This is a genomic window from Cupriavidus sp. OTU4054 (assembly GCF_038440175.1).
In the GTDB taxonomy this organism is placed as follows: domain Bacteria; phylum Pseudomonadota; class Gammaproteobacteria; order Burkholderiales; family Burkholderiaceae; genus Cupriavidus; species Cupriavidus pauculus_D.
The window spans coordinates 1-21,015 of sequence record NZ_JASATF010000053.1 but is presented as its reverse complement, the minus strand read 5'-3'; the positions used below and the strand labels follow the sequence as shown (position 1 = coordinate 21,015).

The following is a 21,015-nucleotide window of genomic DNA, read 5'->3' as shown; positions in this document are numbered from 1 at the left end:
CCCGCCCCCCCCCCCAAACCCCCCCCCCCCCCCCCCCCCCCCCCCCCCCCCGCCGCCCCCCCGCCCCCCCCCCCCCCCCCCCCCCCCCCCCCCCCCCCCCCCCGACCCCGTACCCGACGGCATGGTCGAGATCTGGCAGGCCAACCCCGCGGGCCGCTATCGCCATCCGGAGGACCGGAGCGACCTCACGCTGACGGCCGGCTTCACCGGCTTCGGTCGTGTACCCACAGGACCCGACGGCGGCTTCCGCTTCGTGACCGTCAAACCCGGTGCCGTGCCTGACGCGGGGGGCGAACCCGGCGCCATGCAGGCCCCTCACATCATGGTGTCGGTATTCATGCGCGGGCTGGTCAAGCACGTTGCCACCCGCATGTATTTCCCCGATGAGGCGGCCGCCAACGCGAAGGACCGCGTGCTGGCGTGCGTGCCCAACGAGCGGCGCGGGACGCTGATCGCGGAGGACGACGGCAGCGGCACGCTGCGCTGGAACATCGTCCTGCAGGGAGCCGGCGAGACCGTGTTCTTCGATATCTGAGCGCCAGACGATGGATACTCGTTCACGCGGATCGGGGCGATTGACGGCGCCGATGTTCGGGGGCGCCGCCGCGCTGGCCATCTTCGACGATGCCGGCACCGTACGGCGCATGCTCGATGTGGAAGCCGCGCTGGCGCGCGCCGAGGCACACTGCGGCGTGATACCGGCCGAAGCGGCGGCGGTCATCGCGGACGTTTGCGGTGACATGCGCGGTGACATGCGCGGTGACATGCGCGGTGACATGCGCGGTGACATGCGTGGTGACATGCATGGCATCGACCTCGACGCGCTGGCATACGACGCGGCCGCGGCAGGCAATCTCGCCATTCCCTTCGTCAGGCAGTTGACCGCCGCCGTCGCGCAGCGCGACGCCCACGCCGGGCGCTTCGTCCATTGGGGCGCGACGAGCCAGGACATCATCGATACCGCGATGGTGCTCCAGCTGCGCGACGCAGCGGCCGCCATCGAGGCCGACCTCGTCGCGCTCGGGCAGGTCGTGGCGGAACTGGCGGCGCGGCATCGCGCCACGCCGATGGTCGCGCGCACCTGGCTGCAGCACGCGCTGCCCACCACGTTCGGGCTCAAGGCCGCAGGATGGCTCGATGCATTGCGGCGCGATCTCGGCCGGCTCGATGCATCGCGCGCGCAGGCCTGCACGCTCCAGTTCGGCGGGGCGGCCGGCACGCTGGCGAGCCTCGGCGCTTCGGCGCCGGCCGTATCGTCGGCGCTGGCCGACCTGCTCGGCCTCCAGCATCCCGTGCTGCCATGGCATGGCCACCGGGACCGCATGGTGGAAATGGCCACGACGCTCGGCATGCTCACGGGTACGCTGGGCAAGATGGCGCGCGACATCTCGCTGATGATGCAGACCGAAGTCGCGGAAGTCGCGGAGCCATCGGGTCCCGGCCGCGGCGGTTCCAGCACCATGCCGCACAAGCGCAACCCGGTGGGCTGTTCGGCCGTTCTCGCCGCGGCCACGCGCGTACCGCATCTCGTGGCCACGATGCTGGCGGGCATGGTGCAGGAGCACGAGCGCGCGCTGGGCGGCTGGCAGGCGGAGTGGGATACGTTGCCGCAAATCGTCACGCTTGCATCGGGCGCGCTGTCCCATATGCGCGAGGTGGCAGGCGGATTGCAGGTGGACACCGCACGCATGCGCGAAAACCTCGACATGACGCACGGGCTGATACTTGCGGAGGCCGCCATGCTCGAACTCGGCGGCCGCATCGGGCGGCTGCCGGCGCATCATCTGGTGGAAGCCGCATCGAGACGCGCGGTTGCGGACCGGAGCAGCCTGCGCGATGCCCTGGCACTGACGCTGGCCGCCGACCCGTCGCATGCGACACTGATCGACGATGCCACGCTCGACCGTCTGGCCGACCCCGCCAACTATGCGGGAGAATCGTCACGATTTGCCGACGCCGCCGTGCGGGCGTGGGAAGCTACCCTCACCGCGCGACAACAGCGCTGACATTGCCATCAGGAGACCCATCTTGCCTTACCTCGATCACGCCGGTGCCCGGCTCTTCTACACGGTGGACGGCCCCGAATCGGCGCCCGCCATTCTGTTTTCCAACTCGCTCGGCACCGACCACACCATGTGGCAGCCGCAGGCCGAGGCACTGGCCGGCCGCTATCGTGTGGTGCGCTACGACACGCGCGGCCATGGCCGCTCGACCGCGCCCGGCGACGCCTTCACGATGGCGCAACTCGGCGGCGACGCGCTCGCGATCCTCGATGCACTCTCGATCGACAAGGCAGTGTTCTGCGGCGTCTCGATGGGCGGACAGACCGGCATGTGGCTCGGCATTCATGCCCCGGCGCGCTTCTCGAAGATCGTCCTCGCGAACACCGGCGCCCGCATCGGCACCGACGAAAAATGGAATACGCGCATCGATACCGTGCAACGTGACGGGATGAGCGTGATGGTCGAGCCTTCGCTGTCGGTGTGGTTCCGGCCGGACTTCCTCGCCACGGCATCGCAGGCGATCGCCGGTCTGCGCAAGGTGCTCGGGGAGCTGGATCCGCGCGGCTATACGGCCAACTGCGCGGCGGTGCGCGACGCGGACTTCCGGGACACGGTGAAGACGATTGCCGTGCCGGTCCTGGTCATTGCCGGCAGCGACGACCCATCGACGCCGCCGGCGCTCGGCCGCGAACTGGCGTCCTCGATCCCGGACGCGCGCTTTCTGGAACTGCAGGCCGCGCATATCTCGAGCTTCGAACAGCCGGGGCCCTTCACCGCGGCGCTGCTCGACTTTATCGAGGACCGCCCGCCCGTCAATGACGACGCCGCGCGCTACGCAGCCGGCCTCGCCGTGCGCCGAGACGTGCTGGGCAGCGCGCACGTGGACCGCTCGCTCGCGAAGCTGACACCGCTCAACGAGGAATTCCAGAACCTGATCACGCGCTACGCCTGGGGCGAGATCTGGACCCGCGAAGGGCTGCCGCGCCATACCCGCAGCCTGGTGACCATCGCAATGATGGTCGCGCTCAACCGTGGCGAAGAACTCAAGCTTCATCTGCGTGCCGCCGCCAACAACGGTGTGACGCGCGACGAGATCAAGGAGATCCTCCTGCAGACGGCCATCTACTGCGGCGTGCCCGCGGCCAATGCCGCCTTCCACGCCGCCGAGGAAGTGTTCGGGCCGGCGACCGACCCGCACGTCACGACGCCATAACAGGGACTGCGAGGGACTGGGAGGGACTGGGAGGGACTGGGCGCGACTGGGCGCGACTGGGCCTCTTGTCACGCATCCGTGTGTGAGCGGATCAGGCCGCCCGCGCCGTCGCCGTCGCCGTCGCCGTCGCCGCCACCCACGCGGGATAGTCGCTATAGCCTTGCTCGGCGCCGCCGAACAGCGTGCCGCCATCGAGATTCGCGAGCGGCAGTCCCTCCGCCATGCGCCGCGGCAGGTCGGGATTGGCGACGAACGGCCGGCCGAACGCGACCAGATCGGCATAGCCTTTCTCGAGCACCCACCGTGCGCGCGCGTCGTCGTACTTGCCGGCGACGATGATCGGGCCAGCGAAGCTGGCACGGATCTCCCGGCGGAAGTCTTCGGTGAACACGGGCGCATCGTCCCAGTCCGCTTCGACCAGATGCAGATACGCGATGCCCTTTGCATCGAGATAGCGTGCCGCCTCGAGCATCGTCGGCAGGATATCGGGACACGCCATGCCGCGCGCCGTCAGGAACGGCGCCAGGCGGATCGCCGTGCGGTCCGCGCCCACCTCGTCGATGACCGCGTCCATCACCTCCTTCAGAAAGCGCAGGCGGTTCTCGCGCGAACCGCCGTACGCATCGGTGCGCACGTTCGACGTCGTGCGCAGGAACTGGTCGATCAGGTACCCGTTGGCGCCATGGATCTCCACCCCGTCGAACCCCGCCTCGATCGCCCGGCGCGCGGCGCGCCGGTAGTCCCCGACGATCGCGTGGATCTCGTCGATGCCGAGCGCGCGCGGGGTCGGGCACGCATACATGCCGCCCTCGCCGGTCGCCGGATCGACCATCCAGATCGAACCGTCAAACGGTACCGCCGACGGTGCCACCGGCAGCTCGCCGCCATGGAACGCGGGATGCGACATGCGACCGACGTGCCAGAGCTGAAGATAGATGCGTCCACCGGCCTGATGCACGGCGCGCGTCACCAGGCGCCAGCCTTCGACCTGCGCATCGCTATGGATACCGGGCGTGAACGAGTAGCCCTTGCCCTGCGGCGAGATCTGCGAGGCTTCGGTCACGATCAGCCCCGCACTGGCGCGCTGCGCGTAGTAGGTTGCATTCAACGCGTTGGGCACGTCGCCCGGCTGCGAACTGCGCGCGCGGGTCATCGGCGCCATGACGATGCGGTTGGGCAATGCCAGCTGGCCGAGCCGTACCGGCGTGAAGAGTGAGTCGAGTGAGGACATGGCGATTCCGGGCTTCAGTTGATCAGTGCGCCGCCGTCGATATCGAGGATCGCGCCGGTCATGAACGGGTTGTCGATGGCCAGCAGATAGCCTTGCGCGAGGTCTTCCGCGCGGCCATAGCGGCCCACGGGCAGGCTGCCCGCCGCGCGATCGAGCATCGCGCCGCGCGCGCCGGCATCCATGGCTTCATAGGCTTCGGTATCGGTCAGGCCGGGGCTGACGACGTTGACGCGGATCGGCGCGAGCTCGCGCGCCAGAATCTTCGCCACGGCTTCGAGCGCCGCGTTCATCGCCGTCTTGACGTAGGTGCCGGGCACGGTGCGGCGCGAGAGAAACCCGCTGGTCAGCGTGAGCGTGCCGCCGGGGCGCAGATGCTTCGCGGAGGCCTTGGCCACCGCGAGCGTGCCCCAGAACTTCACGTCGAATGCAGCCCTCGCCGCGGCGATATCCACGTCGGCGACCTTTCCGCCGGGTGCCTGCGATCCCGCAGTAAAGACCACGTGATCCACGGGGCCGAGCTGATCGAAGTAGCGCCCGACGGCGGCGGCATCGGCGATGTCCAGTCCATTGCGGCGGCTGACGACCAGCACGCGGCCGGGGCGCTCGCCCAGCGCGTCGGCCACGGCGCGGCCGATGCCTGTGTGGCCGCCGACGACGACGGAAACGGTTTGGTCGGTGAAGCTCATGTGCATGCTCCTTGCAGAAGGGTTCGGCAGAAGGGTTCGGTACCGCTTGCATGCACTCTAGATCTTGCGAACTATTTTGATAATTGGTTAAATCGAGAAATCATATTTCGGAGATTCCGAAAGATGCTCGACAATCTCAATCTCAATCTCAATCTCAATCATCTCCACCTGTTCCTGACCATCCTCGAGAAAGGCGGATTGTCGGCCGCCGGCCGGGAACTGGGGTTGTCGCCAGCCTCCGTTTCCGAACGGCTGGCGACGCTCGAGGCGTACTACGGCGTCACGTTGCTGACCCGCACGACGCGCTCCATCCATCCGACGGACGAGGGCCGCACGCTGGCCGATGGCGCGCGGCGATTACTGGCCGAGGCGGACGAACTCGAGAGCCGTGTACGGCTCGGTGCCCAGACGATCTCCGGCCCCGTCCGGCTCAGCGCGCCCGTGGACCTCGGCCAGACGCGCATCGTGCCGATCGTCGATCGCTTCCTCGACACGCATCCGGACGTCACCATCGACCTGGACCTGACCGACGGCTTCGTCGATCTGGTCGCGCAGGGCATCGATTTCGCCGTGCGCTATGGCACGCTGGCCGACAGCACGCTCAAGGCCAAGCCGATCGGCGAGAACCGCCGGGTCGTCTGCGCCGCGCCCGCCTATCTCGAACCCCATGGCACGCCGCGGCACCCCGATGACCTCCAGCACCACGACTGCATCGTCATGCGCTTCGGCATCAACAGCGAACGCGTCTGGCCCTTTCGCGTCGATGGCGAACCCCATGCCGTCACGGTCCGCGGACGACGGATGGCCAACACCGGCGATCTGGTCAGGCGCTGGGCCTTGCAGGGATACGGCCTGTGCATGAAATCGGTCTGGGATATCCAGTCCGATCTCGACGCGGGCCGTCTGGTCGAAGTCCTGGCCCCGTTCTCGGCCGGCCGCACGGCGCTGCAGATCGTGTATCCGCCGACGCGGGTGCAGCCGCGCCGGGTCCGTGCATTGATCGACACCATCGCCGGCGAACTGGCGGGGGAAGCGACGCTGGCGACGGTCAGCGCGACCGGTTGAGGCCGAACATCGTTACCCGTACACGATCTCCGGCGTCCACGCGTCCGGCGCCTCCGCATGCAGTTGCCAGAACGCATCCGCCACGGCCCGCGCATGCACCGAGTCCGGCCCGACCAGCGTGCTGACCGTCACTGCCGCGATGTGGATGCCGCGCGCCTGCATCGGCTCGAACAGCGACAGTGCGGCGGCACGCAGGCCCGCCTTGCCCGTGCTCAGCGTCAGGAACTGCGGCGAGGGATGCATGCCGAGCCCGCCGCCCGTGATCAGGATGCTGCCGCCATCGTTGCGCGCGATGGCGTCGGCCGCGGCCCGCATCGCCACGAGCGCGCTCGTGAGATTGACGTGCATGTCCGAGATCAGCGAGCCCGTGGTCTCGTCCGCGAGCGTGCGCGTCTGCAGCGCGCCGTCGGTGCCGTAATGCAGCACCCCGGCGTTGTAGTGCAGCACCGAAAGATGGTCTCGATGCCGTTCGACCAGTGCCGCCACCGCGTGCGGGTCGGCCGCATCCACGGTATCGAATGCGATATCGCCGATGCCGGCGGCCTCCGCATGCCCGCGCAATCGCGCGGTGTTGCGCGAGGCCACCACGACGCGATAGCCCTCGCGTGCAAAGCGCTCGGCCGTGGCCAGACCGATGCCCGGCCCGGATCCGATCTGCAGGAACGTCTGGCTCATGTCGATCTCCTGTCTGGGATATCCGCGTTCAGGCGACCACTTCGGCGAGTTCGATCAGATTGCCGAACGGGTCCGCGATAAAGGCGAGCTTGCGGCCGATCGCGGGCAGCTCGAACGGCTCGGTCACGATCTGCACGCCGCGGCGGCGCAGTTCGGCGACCGCTGCGTCCATGTCGCCGACGTTGATGCAGAAGTGGTGATAGCCAGCCAGACGCAGGCTGTCGCCGAGATCGCTGTACACGGGCTTGGGAATGGGCAGCGGCTCGCCATCGCCGAGAATCTCGACAAAGAACGCATCGTCGCTGGCGGGGGCCAGATACGCGAGCCGCTGATCGGCATAGGTCCAGCGGTGGACCACGCGGAAGTCGAGCATCTCGGTGTACCACTGCACGGCGGTATCGAAACTCGGCACGCGCACGGCGACGTGGTGCCCCTTCATCGAGGCGAGCGGGCTGTTGGCGTTGACGGCGGGGGTAGTGACGACGGACATGGTGAAACTCCTGTGGATCGGTGTTGCAGTCGCGTCAGTGCGGCTGCGGTGATCGAAGAGTAGGGCCTGGCATGCCGCAAGAGAATCGACGGAGGGTTGTCGAAATATGAACCATGGGTTCATAATCCGCGAGCCCTCATCCGACCGGCTTTCGCGATGCCTACTGCAAGGAAGTTGTCAGCCCCGGCGCCCTCGTCCGTCAGCCTGCCCGGCCTGATCGCGTTCGAAAGCGTGGCCCGTCACCTCAATTTCACGCGCGCGGCCACGGAGATGGAAATCACACCGACCGCGATCTCGCGCACCATCAAGCTGCTGGAAGCCTCGATGCGCGTCAGGCTCTTCCACCGCACTACGCGCAGCGTGTCGCTGACCGAAGCCGGCACGCAGCTGCTGCAGACGCTCGCGCCCGCCCTCGATCAGATCCGCCGCTCGGTGCAGGAAGTGGGCGACGCGTCGGGTGCCGCGCGCGGGCAGCTACGCATCAATACGTCATACGTGGCCTACGCCACGTTGATTCAGCCGCATCTGCGCGCGTTCCTGGAGCAGTATCCCGAGCTTGCCGTCGAAATCAGCGTCGAGCACGGCCTCAGCGATATCGTCGCGGGCGGCTTCGACGCGGGCATCCGGCTCGGCCGGGCCTTGCAGAAGGACATGATCGCCGTCCCCATCGGCCCGCCACAGCGGCTGCTCGTGGTGGGCGCGCCCGCCTACATCAAGGCGCGTGGAAAGCCGAAGCGCCCCGACCAGCTGCTGCAGCACGACTGCATCCGACAACGGATCGGCAACCGCGGGCAATTCCTGCCATGGGAGTTCCGCGCGGGCAACGAGCCACTGACCATCGACATCCAGGGCCGGCTCGTCTTCAGCGAAATGCGGACCGTACTCGAGGCCGCATGCGATGGCAACGGGCTGGCCTTCGTCTTCGAACATTTCGCGCAGCGGGCGCTCGCGGAAGGGCTCGTCATCCCCCTCCTCGAAACGTTCACGCGTCCACGCGAACCGTTCTATCTCTACTATCCGAATCGTGCGCAGATGCCCGGCAAATTACGGGCGTTCCTGCAGTTCTTTCAGGACAAGGGGCGTGCGGCCGCGTGACATTGCCCCGGGCGCGATTGCACGTCCGCACGAAGGCTGCCGCATGCAACGGCGGCCACGCGCCCGCCCCATGGTGCGATTCGCATTCGGCGCGTGAAGTTCGCTCCGCGAGCGGGAACGAAGACCTGCCGCCATGAACAATGATTGCCCGCGAAACAGATCAAGGAGTACGCGATGGGCAGTTGCATTTCCTCCCCTACGGGCGCCGCTTCCACGCCGACGGGCCACACGCATCAGCCAGACCAGAACACATCGGCCGCGCCGCGGCAGGGCACGCGCACACGGCGCGGGAGCGCGACCCATATCGAACTGGAACCGCGCGTGGGCGCATCGACCCAGAGCGGCCCGTCGCGACGCACGCCGCCACCGGCTGACCCGCGCATGATGCGCGTCGGTGACGATCGCTACTACACGATCGCCCCGGCCGGAACGCATGGGCTCGCGCATCGAAACTACCGGCTTGACGACGCGAGGCGCGCGCGAATCGAAGTGCGCGTGATAGACGGCCTGTTGCATCAGCCCCGCGCGGACGGCCGGTTCGTGCCGATGACTACCGAGGAGGACACGATGTTCGTCATGGCCGGCGACGGGCGCATCTACGCGGCGACGGCAGCGATCGTGGACAACCACACGGGCTTTATGGCGGGCGGCCGCGTCGCGGCGGCGGGCGAGCTGACGGTGCGCGATGGCCGGCTCATTCATATCGACAATTACAGCGGGCATTACGCGCCATCGCTCGAATGCCACGCACAGGTCCTGCAGCGGCTCGGTAGCCAGCAGGTGCAATTGCCGCAGTCGGAGCAGAATCCCGGCGCACCCGCATGGCTGGCATCGTCGGGGCCCACGATGGTTCGCGGCTAGCCCATCGGATATCCCGCATTGTGTGAAATCGCTATCAGAGGCAAGTCTGAAAGCGCTGCGTGATCGCCAATAAAATGTTTACCTGATCGACGATTTGCGCCCGGTTCGTTTCTAGACTCCTTGCAGGATTGTCTGCTGGAATGACCGGGAGAGATCGACATGCGCCATCCCGCATCGTTGAGCGTGATTGCCGGGGCCGCGGCCGGTGGAATGTTGTCGCTGGCACCGCTGCCGGCCTCCGCCGCGCAGTGTCCCGCGGCATGGCAGAGCACGATGGTCTATGCAACGCCCGGTGCGATGGTGGCCTATAACGGGCGCGCGTATCAGAACAAGTGGTGGACGCAGGGGAATGTGCCGGGCACCGAGCAGTGGGGACCTTGGGAGGACAAGGGTGAGTGCACGGGCGGCGCGACCCCTGCTCCTGCTCCTGCTCCTGCTCCTGCTCCTGCTCCTACCCCTGCGCCGACGCCCGCCCCCGTTCCCGCGCCGACACCAAGCCCTGCACCGGCACCTACCCCCGCACCTACCCCCGCACCGACCCCCGCACCGACCCCCGCACCGACCCCAACACCGAGCCCGGCCCCTGCACCCGCGCCAACGCCCGCGCAGACCAAACCCGGCTGCTACGCCCCCTGGAGCGCCTCCAGCATCTACAACGAGAACAACGTCGCCTCGTATCAGGCGAGGAACTATCGCGCCAAATGGTGGGCGCAAGGCAACACGCCGACCAGCGGCGACCCATGGGCCGTCATCGAAGACTGCGACCCGGCAAAGGTTCCACCGCCCGCGCCAACGCCGACGCCTGTCCCCTCCCCGGCGCCGGTCCCCGTGTCGCCCGATATCCCCGTGCCCACGCGCACCCAGGCCGAGCAGGTGGAGAAGGACCTCACGAACACGCCAGCCTTCGCCGCCATCAAGCTGATGATCCGCACCGCCGACAATGCCATCGTCGATGCCACCGATGCCGGCAAGTCAAGCAACCCCGCCAACGTCCAGCGCGTGGAAAAAATCATGAACGCGTCAAAGTGGGACTTCCTGTTCCCACGCAGGGATCCGTCTTACACCTATCGCGCATTCCTGCAGGCCATCGCCAAGTTCCCCGCCGTCTGCGCCGACTACCGGGACGGCCGCGATGCCGACGCCATCTGCCGTAAAACGCTCGCCACGATGTTCGCGCACTTCGCGCAGGAGACCGGCGAGCATGACATCCATTCGAGCACGCCGGAGTTCAGGCAAGGCCTGCACTGGGTCAGGGAAATGGGCTGCAGCGAAACCGGCGACGGCTGCGGCTACAACGCCGAGTGCGATCCCAAGATCTGGCAGGGCCAGCTGTATGTCTGCGGCAAGAACCCCGATGGCAACTTCAAGAAGTATTACGGACGCGGCGCCAAGCAGCTTTCGTACAACTACAACTACGGTCAGTTCTCGCAGGTGATGTACGGCAAGCCGACGATCCTGCTCGACGACCCCGACAGCGTCGCCAGCACGTGGCTCAACCTCGCGTCGGCCGTCTTCTTCTTCGTCTATCCGCAACCGCCGAAACCATCGATGCAGGCCGTGATCGACGGCAGCTGGCAACCGAACGCCACGGACCAGTCGAGCGGGCTCGTCCCCGGCTTCGGCGTCACCACGATGATCATCAACGGTGGTGTGGAGTGCGGCGGCAACACGGAAATCGCGCAGTCGCAGAACCGCATCAAGTACTACAAGTCCTTCGCGGCCGAACTCAATGTGCCGGTGCCCGACAACGAAGTGCTGGGCTGCGCCAACATGAAGCAGTTCTCCGACCAGGGCAGCGCGGCGGCCGACACGACATGGGTCAAGGACTGGCACGACGGCATGGCCTACCGCTGCATGCTGGTGAACTACCAGGAAAAATTCAGCGCGCTGATTCCCGGCGATTACGTCAAGTGCGTGGAGAACGAATGGGGGGTGAAGCTGAAGTAGGCGGGCATCCCGGGGGCCGTGCTCCGTGGCCCCCAACGCGCCTTTGTTGAGCATGGACGACTTTCGTTGAACTTCCAGTCCGCCACTTGACATCAACCAACTAGTTGGTAGACTGTCACCCATGGAAGCCATCGACCTCTCCCCCAAGGCCGTTGAAATCGTCGTATGCACGCAATCGCTGCTGGCTACGCGCGGGTACAACGGCTTCAGTTACGCCGATATCTCGGAAAAGGTGGGCATCAGCAAGGCCAGCATTCATCACCACTTTCCGAGCAAGGCCGAGCTGGTCGAGGTCGTCGTCAAGCTGTATCGGCAGGAAACGCGCAAGGGCGTGGCCGCGATCGAGGCGCATACGGATGTGCCGCTCGACCGCCTGCGCGCGTACACCGGCTATTGGGAGCGCTGCATTGGCGATGGATCGGCCCCGATCTGCATCTGCGCGATGCTCGCGTCCGAGCTGCCGGCGATTCCCGAGGCCGTGGCCACCGAGGTGCGGGGGCATTTTCAGGATCTGACCGGATGGCTTTCGTCGGTGCTCGCCAACGGCGCGGCCGTTGGGACGTTCCGGCTGCGCGGGAATGCCGACGCGGAGGCGGCTGCATTCCTGGCCACGGTGCACGGCGGGATGATTGCGGCGCGTGTCCATGGCAACCCCGGGTTGTTCGGTGCCATCGTCGGTCGGACCGTGCAGATCCTGCTCGCATCGGACTAGGCGCCCTTGAAGGACCGTCGGAAGCATTGAGTCGTCCCCTGCCATACGGGGACTTTTATTTCACCAGGCAGTCTACCAACTAGTTGGTAGCAGGCATCACCAACAGGAACCACCATGACCGAACTCAGCCCCAATGGCGCATTGCAAGCCAACCGCTGGCTCAAGCCCTACTACTACGGACGCGCGGCATTCTCCATCGTGTGGGTCGCCGCCGCGTTCACGGTCGGCAAGACCAACCCCGCCGTCGCGGCGATCCTGCTGATGATCTATCCCGCATGGGACGCGCTGGCCAACCTCGTGGATGCCCAGCGCAACGGCGGCATGCGCCGCAACCCCACGCAGACCCTCAACGTCGTGGCCAGCGGCGTGACCACGGCGGGCGTCGCCATCGCGCTGGGCCTGAGCATGAACGCCGTGCTCGGCGTGTTCGGCACCTGGGCCATCCTCGCGGGCCTGTTCCAGCTGGCCACCGGCGTCCGTCGCTGGAAGACCTCCGGCGCCCAGTGGGCGATGATCCTGAGCGGTGCGCAATCGGCGCTGGCCGGGGCGTTCTTCATCAAGACCGCCGCCGGCGTGCAGGTGCCGGGCATCACGGACTTCGCACCGTATGCGGCGTTCGGCGCGTTCTACTTCCTGATCTCCGCGATCTCGCTGTCCATCGCCGATATGCGCCGCACCAAGACGCGTCAGTTCGGTGCCTGATCCGGCAACGCCCCAACCTGCCTGAGCACGGCACGTCCGATCTCCAGCCGCTTGGGGCCCGTCTCCATCTTCGACATGTCGAGGTTCATCGCGAACACGTACGTGTCGTCGCCGCGCGTCACCCAGCCGACCCACCAGCCGACGCCGACCTTGCCCGACGTGGCCCAGCCTGTCTTCGCGCGCAGCGTATAGGCAGGCGTCTGCTCGATGGTCAGGATGTCGTCGAGCGCGCGAAAGCTTTGCTCGGAGATCAGCGGAACCTTGTGCGCGGCCGCGTTGCGCAGGAAGTCGATCTGCTGGTACGTCGTGATCTTCAGATGGCCATTGAGCCAGAAGCGGTCCACCGGCCCTTCGACATCGGCATTCCCGAAATGCGCGGCCCCCAGATACTTGCGGTACTGCGCGGTGCCCACGCGGCGCGCCAGCACCTGATAGGCGGGCACGCACGAATTCCTGAGCGCCACGCGCAGCGGCACATCGGCGTTGCACGCCGCGGGCAGGATCGGCTTGCCTTCATGCAACCACGGCTTGCCGTCCCATGGCAGCTTGTCGTGATCGACATCGGCCACCGCCCCGGTTTCCAGCCCGATCAGCGAGTTGAAGATCTTGAACGTGGAGGCCGGCGAATACGCGGTGGCCGCGCGCTTCGGGTTATAGGTCAGCATGCGCTGCCGCCGCACGTCGTAGACGACCATGGTGCCATCGACACCGGCCGCATCGAACAGCGGTTTGGCATCGATCGGCGCTTCGGTAGTCTTGCCCGGCTGGACCGCCTGGGCTGCGTGTAATGGCACGGCCGCGCAGGCCAGCAGCAGCGGCGCGATCAGCAGGCCCGCAAATCTCTTTCGCATGTCACCTCTCATATGCACTCTCTTGTGGTTGTGATGGGTGAGCGGAGCATAGGTGCCGGCGCAGGACTCGCCAACCGGGGCCGCTGTAACACGCGTAACATGGCGAGCCATGACCGCACGCCAACCCATCCATATCGACCTCACGGGCCCCTATGCCGTGGACGGCCGCTCCGCGCGCTATCAGTCCGTCTGGCTGCTCGCGCGCATCTGGCTGGCCGCGTCGCGCGACCGCGAAGATCTCGGCGTGGCGATCGTGCGCGCGCGGTTTGCGGACGCCGCCAATGTGCGGATGATCGTCTCGCGCGCGTTCGGGGATTTCACGCGCTGGGGTGTGGAGGTTGGATGGGGCCACGGATCGGACCACGGATCGGACCACAGATCGGACCGACACAAGGCCACCGATATCGCCGCGCTGCGCGCCGACCGTCGCAGCCGCGGGCCGTTCTGGATGACACGGGCCACCGCGCGGCAACTGCGTTTTACCGCGCATGGCAAGGCATTGCGCGCGGCGGGCGTGGCGCGCTGGCTCGGGCAGGCAAACCCCGACGCGCCCGCGCCGCCATCCGCGGACAGCGATGGCCTGCAGTACGTGATGCGCGATATGGATTTCTGGCGCCATCTGACGGTGGCCATGCGCGGCGCGCAGGATGGCTTTGCGGGCGTGGTCGATCATGCCGTGGCCGAGTCGTTTCGCGCCGCGCATCGCAGCGCCGCGGACGCGTTCCAGCAGGCGCTCTCGCTGCTCAAGGAGAGCCTGGCCTGGCGCCGCAGCGACCGGCTCGACAAAAGCCGCGCGGCACTGCGGCGGTTCGAGAAAATCGTCGCGGGCGGCCGCGTCAACGCCGCGCTGCCCACGTTCGCGGCCATGGCCCATGTGGTCCGTGCGTGGGAGCACTACACACGCGGCGATCTCGATGCCGCGCGGCATGAGCTCGCGCGGCTCGCGGGCGATCCCGAGTTGCGGCCCGTCGTGCGCTACAACCCGCGGATTCGCTTCGAGACGCTGAACCTGGAAGCGCTGATCCACAAGAGCATTGCGTTGCGGCCCCCGGCAATGCCCTCGCGAACGCCCGCGCAGACGCCCTCGCCGATCCAGCCGGCGGCACGGCATGCTGCCGCGCGCCACGCGCTCGAAGGCTTCTCCGGCGCGCTGCAGGCCGCCTACGAAGCGGACTCCGTGGACGCGGCCCAGCACGCCGCCGCCAATATCGGCTGGTCCCTATGGCTGTTCTGGCGTTACGGACTCGTGGACGCACAACGCACGCTGGAAGCCGGCGATCTCCAGCGGCAATCCATGCGATGGCTCGGCCTGTCGGAATGGATCTGCGACCGCTTCGGCGTCGGCGGCGGCTCCGCGTGGAACACGATCTTCCTGCTGCGCGTCGCGCGCGGCGATATCGATGCCGAAGCGCCCGCATCGCTGACCGCATTCCGCGCGCGCCGTCCGCTCACGGTCGCCGCGGCCATCGATGCGCTGCGCCCCTTCCACGCCCCGTTTGCGCCAGCCAAGGGCTTCGTGCGATGGTCGTCGGTCGCGGCATTCGCGCTCGAGGAACACGACACCGGCCGCGTACGCTACAACGCGCTGCAGCTGGCCAACCTGCTACTCGAATCCGCGTGGTACCTCACGCACGAGCAAGGGGCATCGGCGCAGGCCTATGCGGCAATGGAGCGGCTGGCGGCGCAGCTTGCCTCCTTGCGCGCGGCCGAGCGGGGATTCTTCCATGCCGAGATTCGCGGCTTTCCGCCGGAACTGCGCATGGCGGCCGCGGAGGCTGCGCGGTCCTAGGTGGGATCCATCACGGGACCCATCACGGGTCCCATCAACTCCGCCGCCGTATCCACCAGCACCTGCCGGAACCACCGATGCGCGGGATCCTGCCGGTACCGCACGTGCCACGCGATATCCACGGGAAACGTACCGAGATCGACCGGTGACGGCAGCACCTTGAGCCGCGCATCTTTCGCGATCTGGTTGCAGATCAGCCGCGGCAGCGTCGCGCAGTAATCGGTCTTCGCGATGATCTCGGGCACCGCCAGGAAGTGGGTCACGGAGATCGCCAGCTCGCGCCGCAGCCGTTGCCGCTCGAGCGCCTGAAACAGGCCCACGCGCAATCTGCCCGGCGGCAGCACATTGACGTGCCGCAACTGCTCGTACTGCTCCCGCGACATCGTGTCGCCGATCTCCGGATGATCGGCGCGCACGACGCAGGCCAGCCCGTCGTCCATCAGATGCTGGATCACGAGGCTGTCGGGCGGATCGACGATGCGGCCGAGCGCCATGTCCGTCGTGCCCGAGATCACACCGGTCTCGGCGAGGTCGCTGCCGAACGGGGTCAGCGACACCTTCACCCCCGGCGCCACCTCGCGCAGCCGCGCCACCACGCTCGGGATCAGCACGATCTCCACGTAGCTGTTCGGCGCGATATGGAACTGCCGGACCGATGTGGCGGGATCGAAGTGCTGTTGCCCGAGGATCACGTCATCGAGCTTCGCCAGGGTTTCGGCCACCACCGGGACGATCGACTCCGCAAACTGCGTGGGCTTGATGCCATACCGCTCGCGCACGAAAAGCGGATCGCGGAGCGTCTCCCGCAGCCGGTTCAGCGCGTTGGAAAGCGCGGGCTGGGTCATGCCGAGCCGGGCGGCGGCGCGCGTGACGCTGCGCTCTTCCATCAGGGCGATGAAGACGGGCAGCAGATTGAGGTCGTATCGCATGAGTCATCATGCTAGGTGAATATCTAGAATAGAACAAATAAATTTCTCAAATATCTGCGCATTACGCATAGTTAGGGCAACGCAGCGCCGCCCAAACCCTCCCGACGCGGAACGGCGCAGATCAAGTTTGAGGAGTTTTTCATGACTAATGCCATCCGGCTGGACGATTCCCAGCCTTCCACTTCCAGCGGCCTGTCCCGCTCTCTGGCGCTCTTTGCGCTGGCACTCGGCAGCTTCTGTATCGGCACGTCCGAGTTCGCCAGCATGGGCGTGATTCAACTGTTTTCGGCAAGCCTCGGCATCGACGTGCCGCAGGCGACCAGCGCGGTCACGGCCTATGCGCTGGGCGTCGTGGTCGGCGCACCGGTCGTGACGCTCGCCGCGGCCCGGCTCAATCGCCGCACGCTGCTGCTCGCGCTGATCGCGCTGTTCGTCGTCGGCAATGTCCTGTCGGCGATGGCATCGAGCCTGCCGTTCCTGATTGCCGCGCGCTTTGTCAGCGGTCTGCCGCAGGGCGCGTACTTCGGCGCCGGCGCGATGGTCGCGAGCTATATCCTCGGCCCGGGCCAGTCCGGCCGCGCGTTTGCCATCGTCATGACCGGCCTCACCGTCGCGACGATCATCGGCTCGCCGCTTGCCACGTTCCTTGGCCAGACGCTTGGCTGGCGCGAGACGTACCTCGCGGTGGCCGCGCTGTCCGCGGTGGCATGGCTTGCGATTCGGCAGTGGCTGCCCCGCACCCGTGCCCTCGATGGCGCACCGATCGTGCAGGAGCTGTCCGCGCTGCGCAGCGGCAAGGTCTGGGGCGTGATGGCCGTAGCGACGGCCGGCATTGCCAGCCTGTTCGCGATCTATACGTTCGTTGGCCCGATCGTCACCGATGCGACCAGGCTGGCGCCGTCGATGATTCCGGTGGCCCTCGCGATCTTCGGTATCGGCATGACGGCCGGCAATTCGGTGGGTGGCCGTGCGGCCGACAAGTATCCGATGCGCGGTCTCGTGCTGGGCCTTGGCGGTGCGCTGGCGGTGCTCGTGGTCATCGCCCTCGGCGGACAAACGCCTTCGGTCCTGTTCCCCGCGCTGTTTGCGCTCGGGGCCGCGCTGATGGCTTCCATTCCCACGATGCAGGTCCGGCTGACGCGCTTTGCTCCGCAGGCGCCTTCGCTGATGGGTGCGATGACGCTGGCCGCCTGCAATCTGGGTAACGCGATCGGTGCGTGGGCAGGTGGCGCGACGATCGATGCGGGCTTTGGACTGCTGTCGGTGGCATGGGCGGGCTTTGCCCTCACGCTGACCGGCCTCGCGATCTTCGGCCTGACGCTTGTCAACGCCACGCCCCGGCAGCCGCTGGCGGCGGAAGCGGTCTGATCTTCTGCTGATTCACGTTCTTCACATACTTTTTAACGCCTTTCCAGGAGCCAATCATGTCCATCAAGCACGTACTGTTTATCCTGACCAACGCCGCCGAGATCGGTCCGAACCATCGGCCCACGGGATACTTCTTCCCTGAAGTCGCCCACCCGTACGAAGTGTTCGCCGAGTCGGGCGTGGCCGTCGAATATGCCTCGCTGCAAGGCGGCACGCCGCCCGAAGACGGCTACGACGCCAACGACCCCGCGCAACTCGCGTTCCGCAACAGCGCGGCCATCCGCCGCATGGCCCATAGCCGCAAGCTGTCGGAAGTCGATGTGCTCGACTACGATGCGATCTTCTTCCCGGGCGGCCTGGGGCCGATGGTCGATATCGCCAACAACCCGGAAATCCAGCGCGCCGTCGAACGCGCCTGGCAAGGCGGCAAGATCGTCGCCGCGGTCTGCCACGGCCCGGCCGCACTGCTCGGCGCCAAGCTGGAAGACGGCACCCCGCTGATCAAGGGCCGCAAGCTGACGTCGTTCTCGAACGCCGAGGAAGCGGGCTACGCCCAGGCGGACGTCCCCTTCCTGCTCGAATCCGCACTGCGCGAAGACGGCGCCGAGTATTCGTCGGCGGACGTCTGGCAAGAGAAGGTCGTGGTCGACGGCAAGCTGATGACGGGCCAAAACCCGGCGTCGGGCGGCCCGCTGGCGAAGGCGATTGTGGAAGCGCTGCGTTAAGCGGCGGCATTGCACCGCCACGTTCCCGGTTGTTGACACCGCCCGCTCGCGCAAGCGACGGGCGGTTTTTTTCCGGCGCTTCCCCTGGCCATGTCCGTGCCGTCTAGCTTGCGTCGTGAAAAATAATCCCCGCCGTATGCCGTAGCCCCGAGCGAACACGGCTCACGCCGTGCCGCAGGTTCACGCGGTAGCTGCCCCGTGTGCCCTGCACCGGCCGGTGGTGCACGGCGAACGCCACCGCATCGCCCTGTCGCAATGGCACCACCTCGACGCGGCTCTGCATGCGGGGGCGTTGCTCCGTCATGCAGAACTCGCCGCCGGTAAAGTCCTTGTCCGGCTCGGACAGCAGGATTGCCACCTGCATCGGGAACACGAGGTCACCATAGAGGTCCTGATGCAGGCAATTGAAATCTCCCGCGACGTATTGCAGGATCAGCGGCGTGGGTCGTGTCTGGCCCGCCCGATGGCACTGCGCCAGATACGTCGCGTGGTCTTCCGGGTAACGCTGGGCAATGCCCATGGTCTCGTTCCACGCATTGGCCAGGCCCACAAGACGCGGGTACAACGCCGTGCGCAGGCCGCTCAGCAAGTCCGGCAGCGGATAGCTGAAATACCGATACTCGCCCTTGCCGAATCCATGCCGCGCCATGACCACGCGGCTTCGGAAATGCTTGTCCTCGGGATAGAGCGACGACAGCGTGCGGCACTCTTCGGGGGACAGCAGCTTCGGCAGCACCGCGCAACCGAAGCGGTTCAACTCGTCGTGGATCGTGGGCCAGTCATAGGCGGCGACGCGTGCGTTCATGCCACCTCCGTCGCCTCTCGATCCAGCAGCACGCGCTTGCGATCGACACCCCATGCATAGCCCGACAACGCGCCGTCATTGCGCACGACGCGATGACACGGAATCGCGACCGCGAGAGGGTTCGCCGCACAGGCGCCCGCCACCGCCCGCACCGCTTTCGGCGCGCCGATGCGTCGGGCGATCGCCGCGTACGAGGCAGTTTCGCCCGCGGGAATCGCCTGAAGCGCGCGCCACACGCGTTGTTGAAACGCGGTACCGCGCACGTCGAGCGGCAAATCGAGCCCAACGCCCGGAGATTCCACGAGGCCAACGACCCGCGCGACAAGCGCCTCATAGTCCCGATCCGCCCCGATCAGCCGCGCCTTCGGAAAGCGGTCCTGCAGATCGCGCACGAGCGCGTCAGGGTCGTCGCCTAGCAGAATCGCCGCCACGCCCTTCTCGCTCGATGCCACGAGGATCGCACCGAGCGTTGTCTGCCCTACGGCGAACCGGATCGTCTCGCGCGCCCCGCCCGCGCGATACTGCGAGGGCGTCATCCCGAGCATGTCGTTCGACTTCTCGTAGAAGCGTCCGCTCGAACTGAATCCGGCCTCGTAGATGGCCTCGGTCACCGACGTGCCCGCGACAAGTCCATCGCGCACCTTCTTCGCGCGATGCGCGGCCGCATACGCCTTGGGCGTCAGCCCCGTCACCGCCTTGAATACGCGGTGAAAATAGCTCTGGCTACGGCCGATGGCATCCGCCAGTGCTTCCAGCGACGGCTCGACGTCGCTGTCCTCGATGATGCGGCAGGCCCTGGCGACGAGCGTGGCGTTCTCCGCATCGACCGACGCCCCCTCGGGGTTGCAGCGCTTGCACGGCCGAAACCCGGTCGCACGCGCGCTTTCCAGCGTGTCGTGCAGCTGCACGTTCTCTGGGTTGGCGACGCGCGAGGGGCACGACGCGCGGCAATAGACGCCCGTTGTGGAGACGGAGTACCAGAACTGGCCGTCCGCGGACTTGTCGCGGGCGACGATGCGCGCCCATCTCGGGTCTTCCGTCACTGGGAGCGCGTTACGGTTCGATCGTGCGGTGTTCATGAAAGCTTCCTCGCGATATCTGCGGTAGTGGTGCATTCATTCTGTCGAGGATACGCCCTCAACGCACTCCGATCCTTGCTTTCGAATCCGCGGAAGCACGCTCGACGCGAGGCGCCGTCAACGAAAACGGGGGCCCGAGGCCCCCGTCATTGCAGCAATATTGCGCGACGCGTCAGCGTGCCGCGGCGAGTTCTGGCGCTTCGCTGAGCGCCTTCTGCAGCTTGCTCAGCATGTTCTCGCTCGCGCGCTGGGCGGACAGCGAGAAGTTACGCTTGAACTCGGAGAACTCCGCGTTTCCCTCGCCCGTGACCACCTGCTTGAAAACGACCTTGCCGTCGAGGTCCGTCACGGTGCAGGTCAGATTGATCGTGAAACGGGTCGGCGGCCACGTGAGCGCACTTTCGGACGACGAATCGGTCGTGATCTCCGGCGTCAGGATGTAGGCGAGCTGCGCCTTGTCGATCGCGGCGCGATCGTCCGGCGTCTTGAGCTTCGTCGCGTTGGCGAACACGTTCGACAGCGTGCTGTAGATCGGCACCTCGAGGTCGCGGTAAGGGAGGTAGCTGACCTTGTCGCCACCGCCGCCCGGGGTCGTCACTTCCTTGGTCAGCAGCGCATCGGGCAGGACGAACCCGATGTTCTTGCCGACCTTCTTCTCCGCCGGCGTGGCGGGCGCGGACTTGTCCGTCGCGATCTGAATCGGGTGAGCACAGCCAGCCAGTACGACCAGCGCGGCGAGGGCCCCCCCCCCGGCGGGGGGGGTGTGGGGTAGTGCGCGAGCGGGGGGGC

At 66.9% G+C, this 21,015-nt stretch carries 21 protein-coding genes; 12 read left to right on the top strand and 9 right to left on the bottom strand.

Features of this window, described 5'->3' with window-relative positions; genetic code table 11:
- The 3 genes from pcaG to pcaDC form a co-directional block, all read left to right on the top strand.
- Positions 1-535, top strand: a 535-nt coding sequence (gene pcaG, locus AAHB16_RS32155) for a protocatechuate 3,4-dioxygenase subunit alpha (RefSeq protein WP_342052890.1), incomplete at its 5' end; no start/stop codon positions are given.
- Positions 536-587: 52 nt separating this feature from the next.
- Complete coding sequence (locus AAHB16_RS32150; RefSeq protein WP_342052891.1) at positions 588-2,006, top strand: 3-carboxy-cis,cis-muconate cycloisomerase; 1,419 nt, start codon at positions 588-590, stop codon at positions 2,004-2,006.
- A gap of 22 nt (positions 2,007-2,028) precedes the next feature.
- Positions 2,029-3,216 (top strand): bifunctional 3-oxoadipate enol-lactonase/4-carboxymuconolactone decarboxylase PcaDC, encoded by a 1,188-nt coding sequence (pcaDC, locus tag AAHB16_RS32145; protein WP_150374639.1) that lies wholly within the window; start codon positions 2,029-2,031, stop codon positions 3,214-3,216.
- Positions 3,217-3,307: 91 nt separating this feature from the next.
- On the opposite strand, the gene AAHB16_RS32140 is transcribed toward pcaDC, so the two are convergent.
- Positions 3,308-4,447 (bottom strand): alkene reductase, encoded by a 1,140-nt coding sequence (locus AAHB16_RS32140; protein WP_342052889.1) that lies wholly within the window; start codon positions 4,445-4,447, stop codon positions 3,308-3,310.
- Between the two features lie 14 nt (positions 4,448-4,461).
- Positions 4,462-5,133 (bottom strand): SDR family oxidoreductase, encoded by a 672-nt coding sequence (locus AAHB16_RS32135; RefSeq protein WP_342052888.1) that lies wholly within the window; start codon positions 5,131-5,133, stop codon positions 4,462-4,464.
- Positions 5,134-5,256: 123 nt separating this feature from the next.
- On the opposite strand from AAHB16_RS32135, the gene AAHB16_RS32130 reads away from it, so the two are divergent.
- Positions 5,257-6,198 (top strand): LysR family transcriptional regulator, encoded by a 942-nt coding sequence (locus AAHB16_RS32130; RefSeq protein ID WP_342052887.1) that lies wholly within the window; start codon positions 5,257-5,259, stop codon positions 6,196-6,198.
- A 12-nt stretch (positions 6,199-6,210) separates the two neighbouring features.
- On the opposite strand, the gene AAHB16_RS32125 is transcribed toward AAHB16_RS32130, so the two are convergent.
- Entirely contained in the window at positions 6,211-6,873 is a 663-nt protein-coding gene (locus AAHB16_RS32125) for an SDR family NAD(P)-dependent oxidoreductase (RefSeq protein WP_342052886.1), read from the bottom strand.
- Positions 6,874-6,901: 28 nt separating this feature from the next.
- On the bottom strand, positions 6,902-7,363 hold the full coding sequence (locus tag AAHB16_RS32120) for a VOC family protein (protein ID WP_342052885.1): 462 nt from the start codon (positions 7,361-7,363) through the stop codon (positions 6,902-6,904).
- A gap of 156 nt (positions 7,364-7,519) precedes the next feature.
- Between AAHB16_RS32120 and AAHB16_RS32115 the strand changes: the two genes are divergently transcribed.
- The 5 genes from AAHB16_RS32115 (at position 7,520) to AAHB16_RS32095 (ending at position 12,680) form a co-directional block, all read left to right on the top strand.
- Positions 7,520-8,458, top strand: a complete 939-nt coding sequence (locus tag AAHB16_RS32115; protein ID WP_342052884.1) for a LysR family transcriptional regulator — start codon at positions 7,520-7,522, stop codon at positions 8,456-8,458.
- Between the two features lie 174 nt (positions 8,459-8,632).
- Entirely contained in the window at positions 8,633-9,319 is a 687-nt protein-coding gene (locus AAHB16_RS32110; protein ID WP_342052883.1) for a hypothetical protein, read from the top strand.
- A 159-nt stretch (positions 9,320-9,478) separates the two neighbouring features.
- Positions 9,479-11,266 carry a glycoside hydrolase family 19 protein gene (locus AAHB16_RS32105; protein ID WP_342052882.1) on the top strand — a complete coding sequence of 596 codons (1,788 nt, stop codon included), beginning with the start codon at positions 9,479-9,481 and terminating at the stop codon, positions 11,264-11,266.
- Positions 11,267-11,387: 121 nt separating this feature from the next.
- The gene (locus AAHB16_RS32100) at positions 11,388-11,978 is read left to right on the top strand and encodes a TetR/AcrR family transcriptional regulator (protein WP_150374648.1); all 591 of its coding nucleotides are present in this window, start codon (positions 11,388-11,390) and stop codon (positions 11,976-11,978) included.
- Between the two features lie 114 nt (positions 11,979-12,092).
- Positions 12,093-12,680: a DUF308 domain-containing protein gene (locus AAHB16_RS32095; protein WP_150374649.1), complete on the top strand. Its 588-nt coding sequence runs from the start codon at positions 12,093-12,095 to the stop codon at positions 12,678-12,680.
- Here AAHB16_RS32095 and blaOXA read toward each other — a convergent pair.
- The gene (gene blaOXA, locus AAHB16_RS32090; RefSeq protein WP_150374650.1) at positions 12,665-13,531 is read right to left on the bottom strand and encodes an OXA-1206 family carbapenem-hydrolyzing class D beta-lactamase; all 867 of its coding nucleotides are present in this window, start codon (positions 13,529-13,531) and stop codon (positions 12,665-12,667) included. The genes AAHB16_RS32095 and blaOXA overlap by 16 nt on opposite strands.
- 109 nt (positions 13,532-13,640) lie before the next feature.
- On the opposite strand from blaOXA, the gene AAHB16_RS32085 reads away from it, so the two are divergent.
- Complete coding sequence (locus AAHB16_RS32085) at positions 13,641-15,320, top strand: hypothetical protein (RefSeq protein WP_342052881.1); 1,680 nt, start codon at positions 13,641-13,643, stop codon at positions 15,318-15,320.
- Here the strand turns inward: AAHB16_RS32085 and AAHB16_RS32080 are convergent.
- Positions 15,317-16,249, bottom strand: coding sequence for a LysR family transcriptional regulator (locus tag AAHB16_RS32080; RefSeq protein ID WP_150374652.1), 933 nt, complete (start codon positions 16,247-16,249; stop codon positions 15,317-15,319). The genes AAHB16_RS32085 and AAHB16_RS32080 overlap by 4 nt on opposite strands.
- A 141-nt stretch (positions 16,250-16,390) precedes the next feature.
- Here AAHB16_RS32080 and AAHB16_RS32075 point away from each other — a divergent pair, with 141 nt between their 5' ends.
- Both AAHB16_RS32075 and AAHB16_RS32070 read left to right on the top strand, forming a co-directional pair.
- Positions 16,391-17,617 (top strand): MFS transporter, encoded by a 1,227-nt coding sequence (locus AAHB16_RS32075; RefSeq protein WP_342052880.1) that lies wholly within the window; start codon positions 16,391-16,393, stop codon positions 17,615-17,617.
- Between the two features lie 56 nt (positions 17,618-17,673).
- Positions 17,674-18,342 (top strand): type 1 glutamine amidotransferase domain-containing protein, encoded by a 669-nt coding sequence (locus tag AAHB16_RS32070; RefSeq protein ID WP_150374654.1) that lies wholly within the window; start codon positions 17,674-17,676, stop codon positions 18,340-18,342.
- Between the two features lie 103 nt (positions 18,343-18,445).
- Here AAHB16_RS32070 and AAHB16_RS32065 read toward each other — a convergent pair whose 3' ends face one another.
- The 3 genes from AAHB16_RS32065 to AAHB16_RS32055 all read right to left on the bottom strand — a co-directional run.
- Positions 18,446-19,147, bottom strand: a complete 702-nt coding sequence (locus AAHB16_RS32065; RefSeq protein ID WP_342052879.1) for a 2OG-Fe(II) oxygenase — start codon at positions 19,145-19,147, stop codon at positions 18,446-18,448.
- Entirely contained in the window at positions 19,144-20,226 is a 1,083-nt protein-coding gene (gene ada / locus AAHB16_RS32060; protein WP_342052878.1) for a bifunctional DNA-binding transcriptional regulator/O6-methylguanine-DNA methyltransferase Ada, read from the bottom strand. The genes AAHB16_RS32065 and ada overlap by 4 nt, the downstream gene beginning before the upstream one ends.
- Before the next feature lie 172 nt (positions 20,227-20,398).
- On the bottom strand, positions 20,399-21,015 hold a 617-nt coding region (locus AAHB16_RS32055), incomplete at its 5' end, for a hypothetical protein (RefSeq protein ID WP_342052877.1).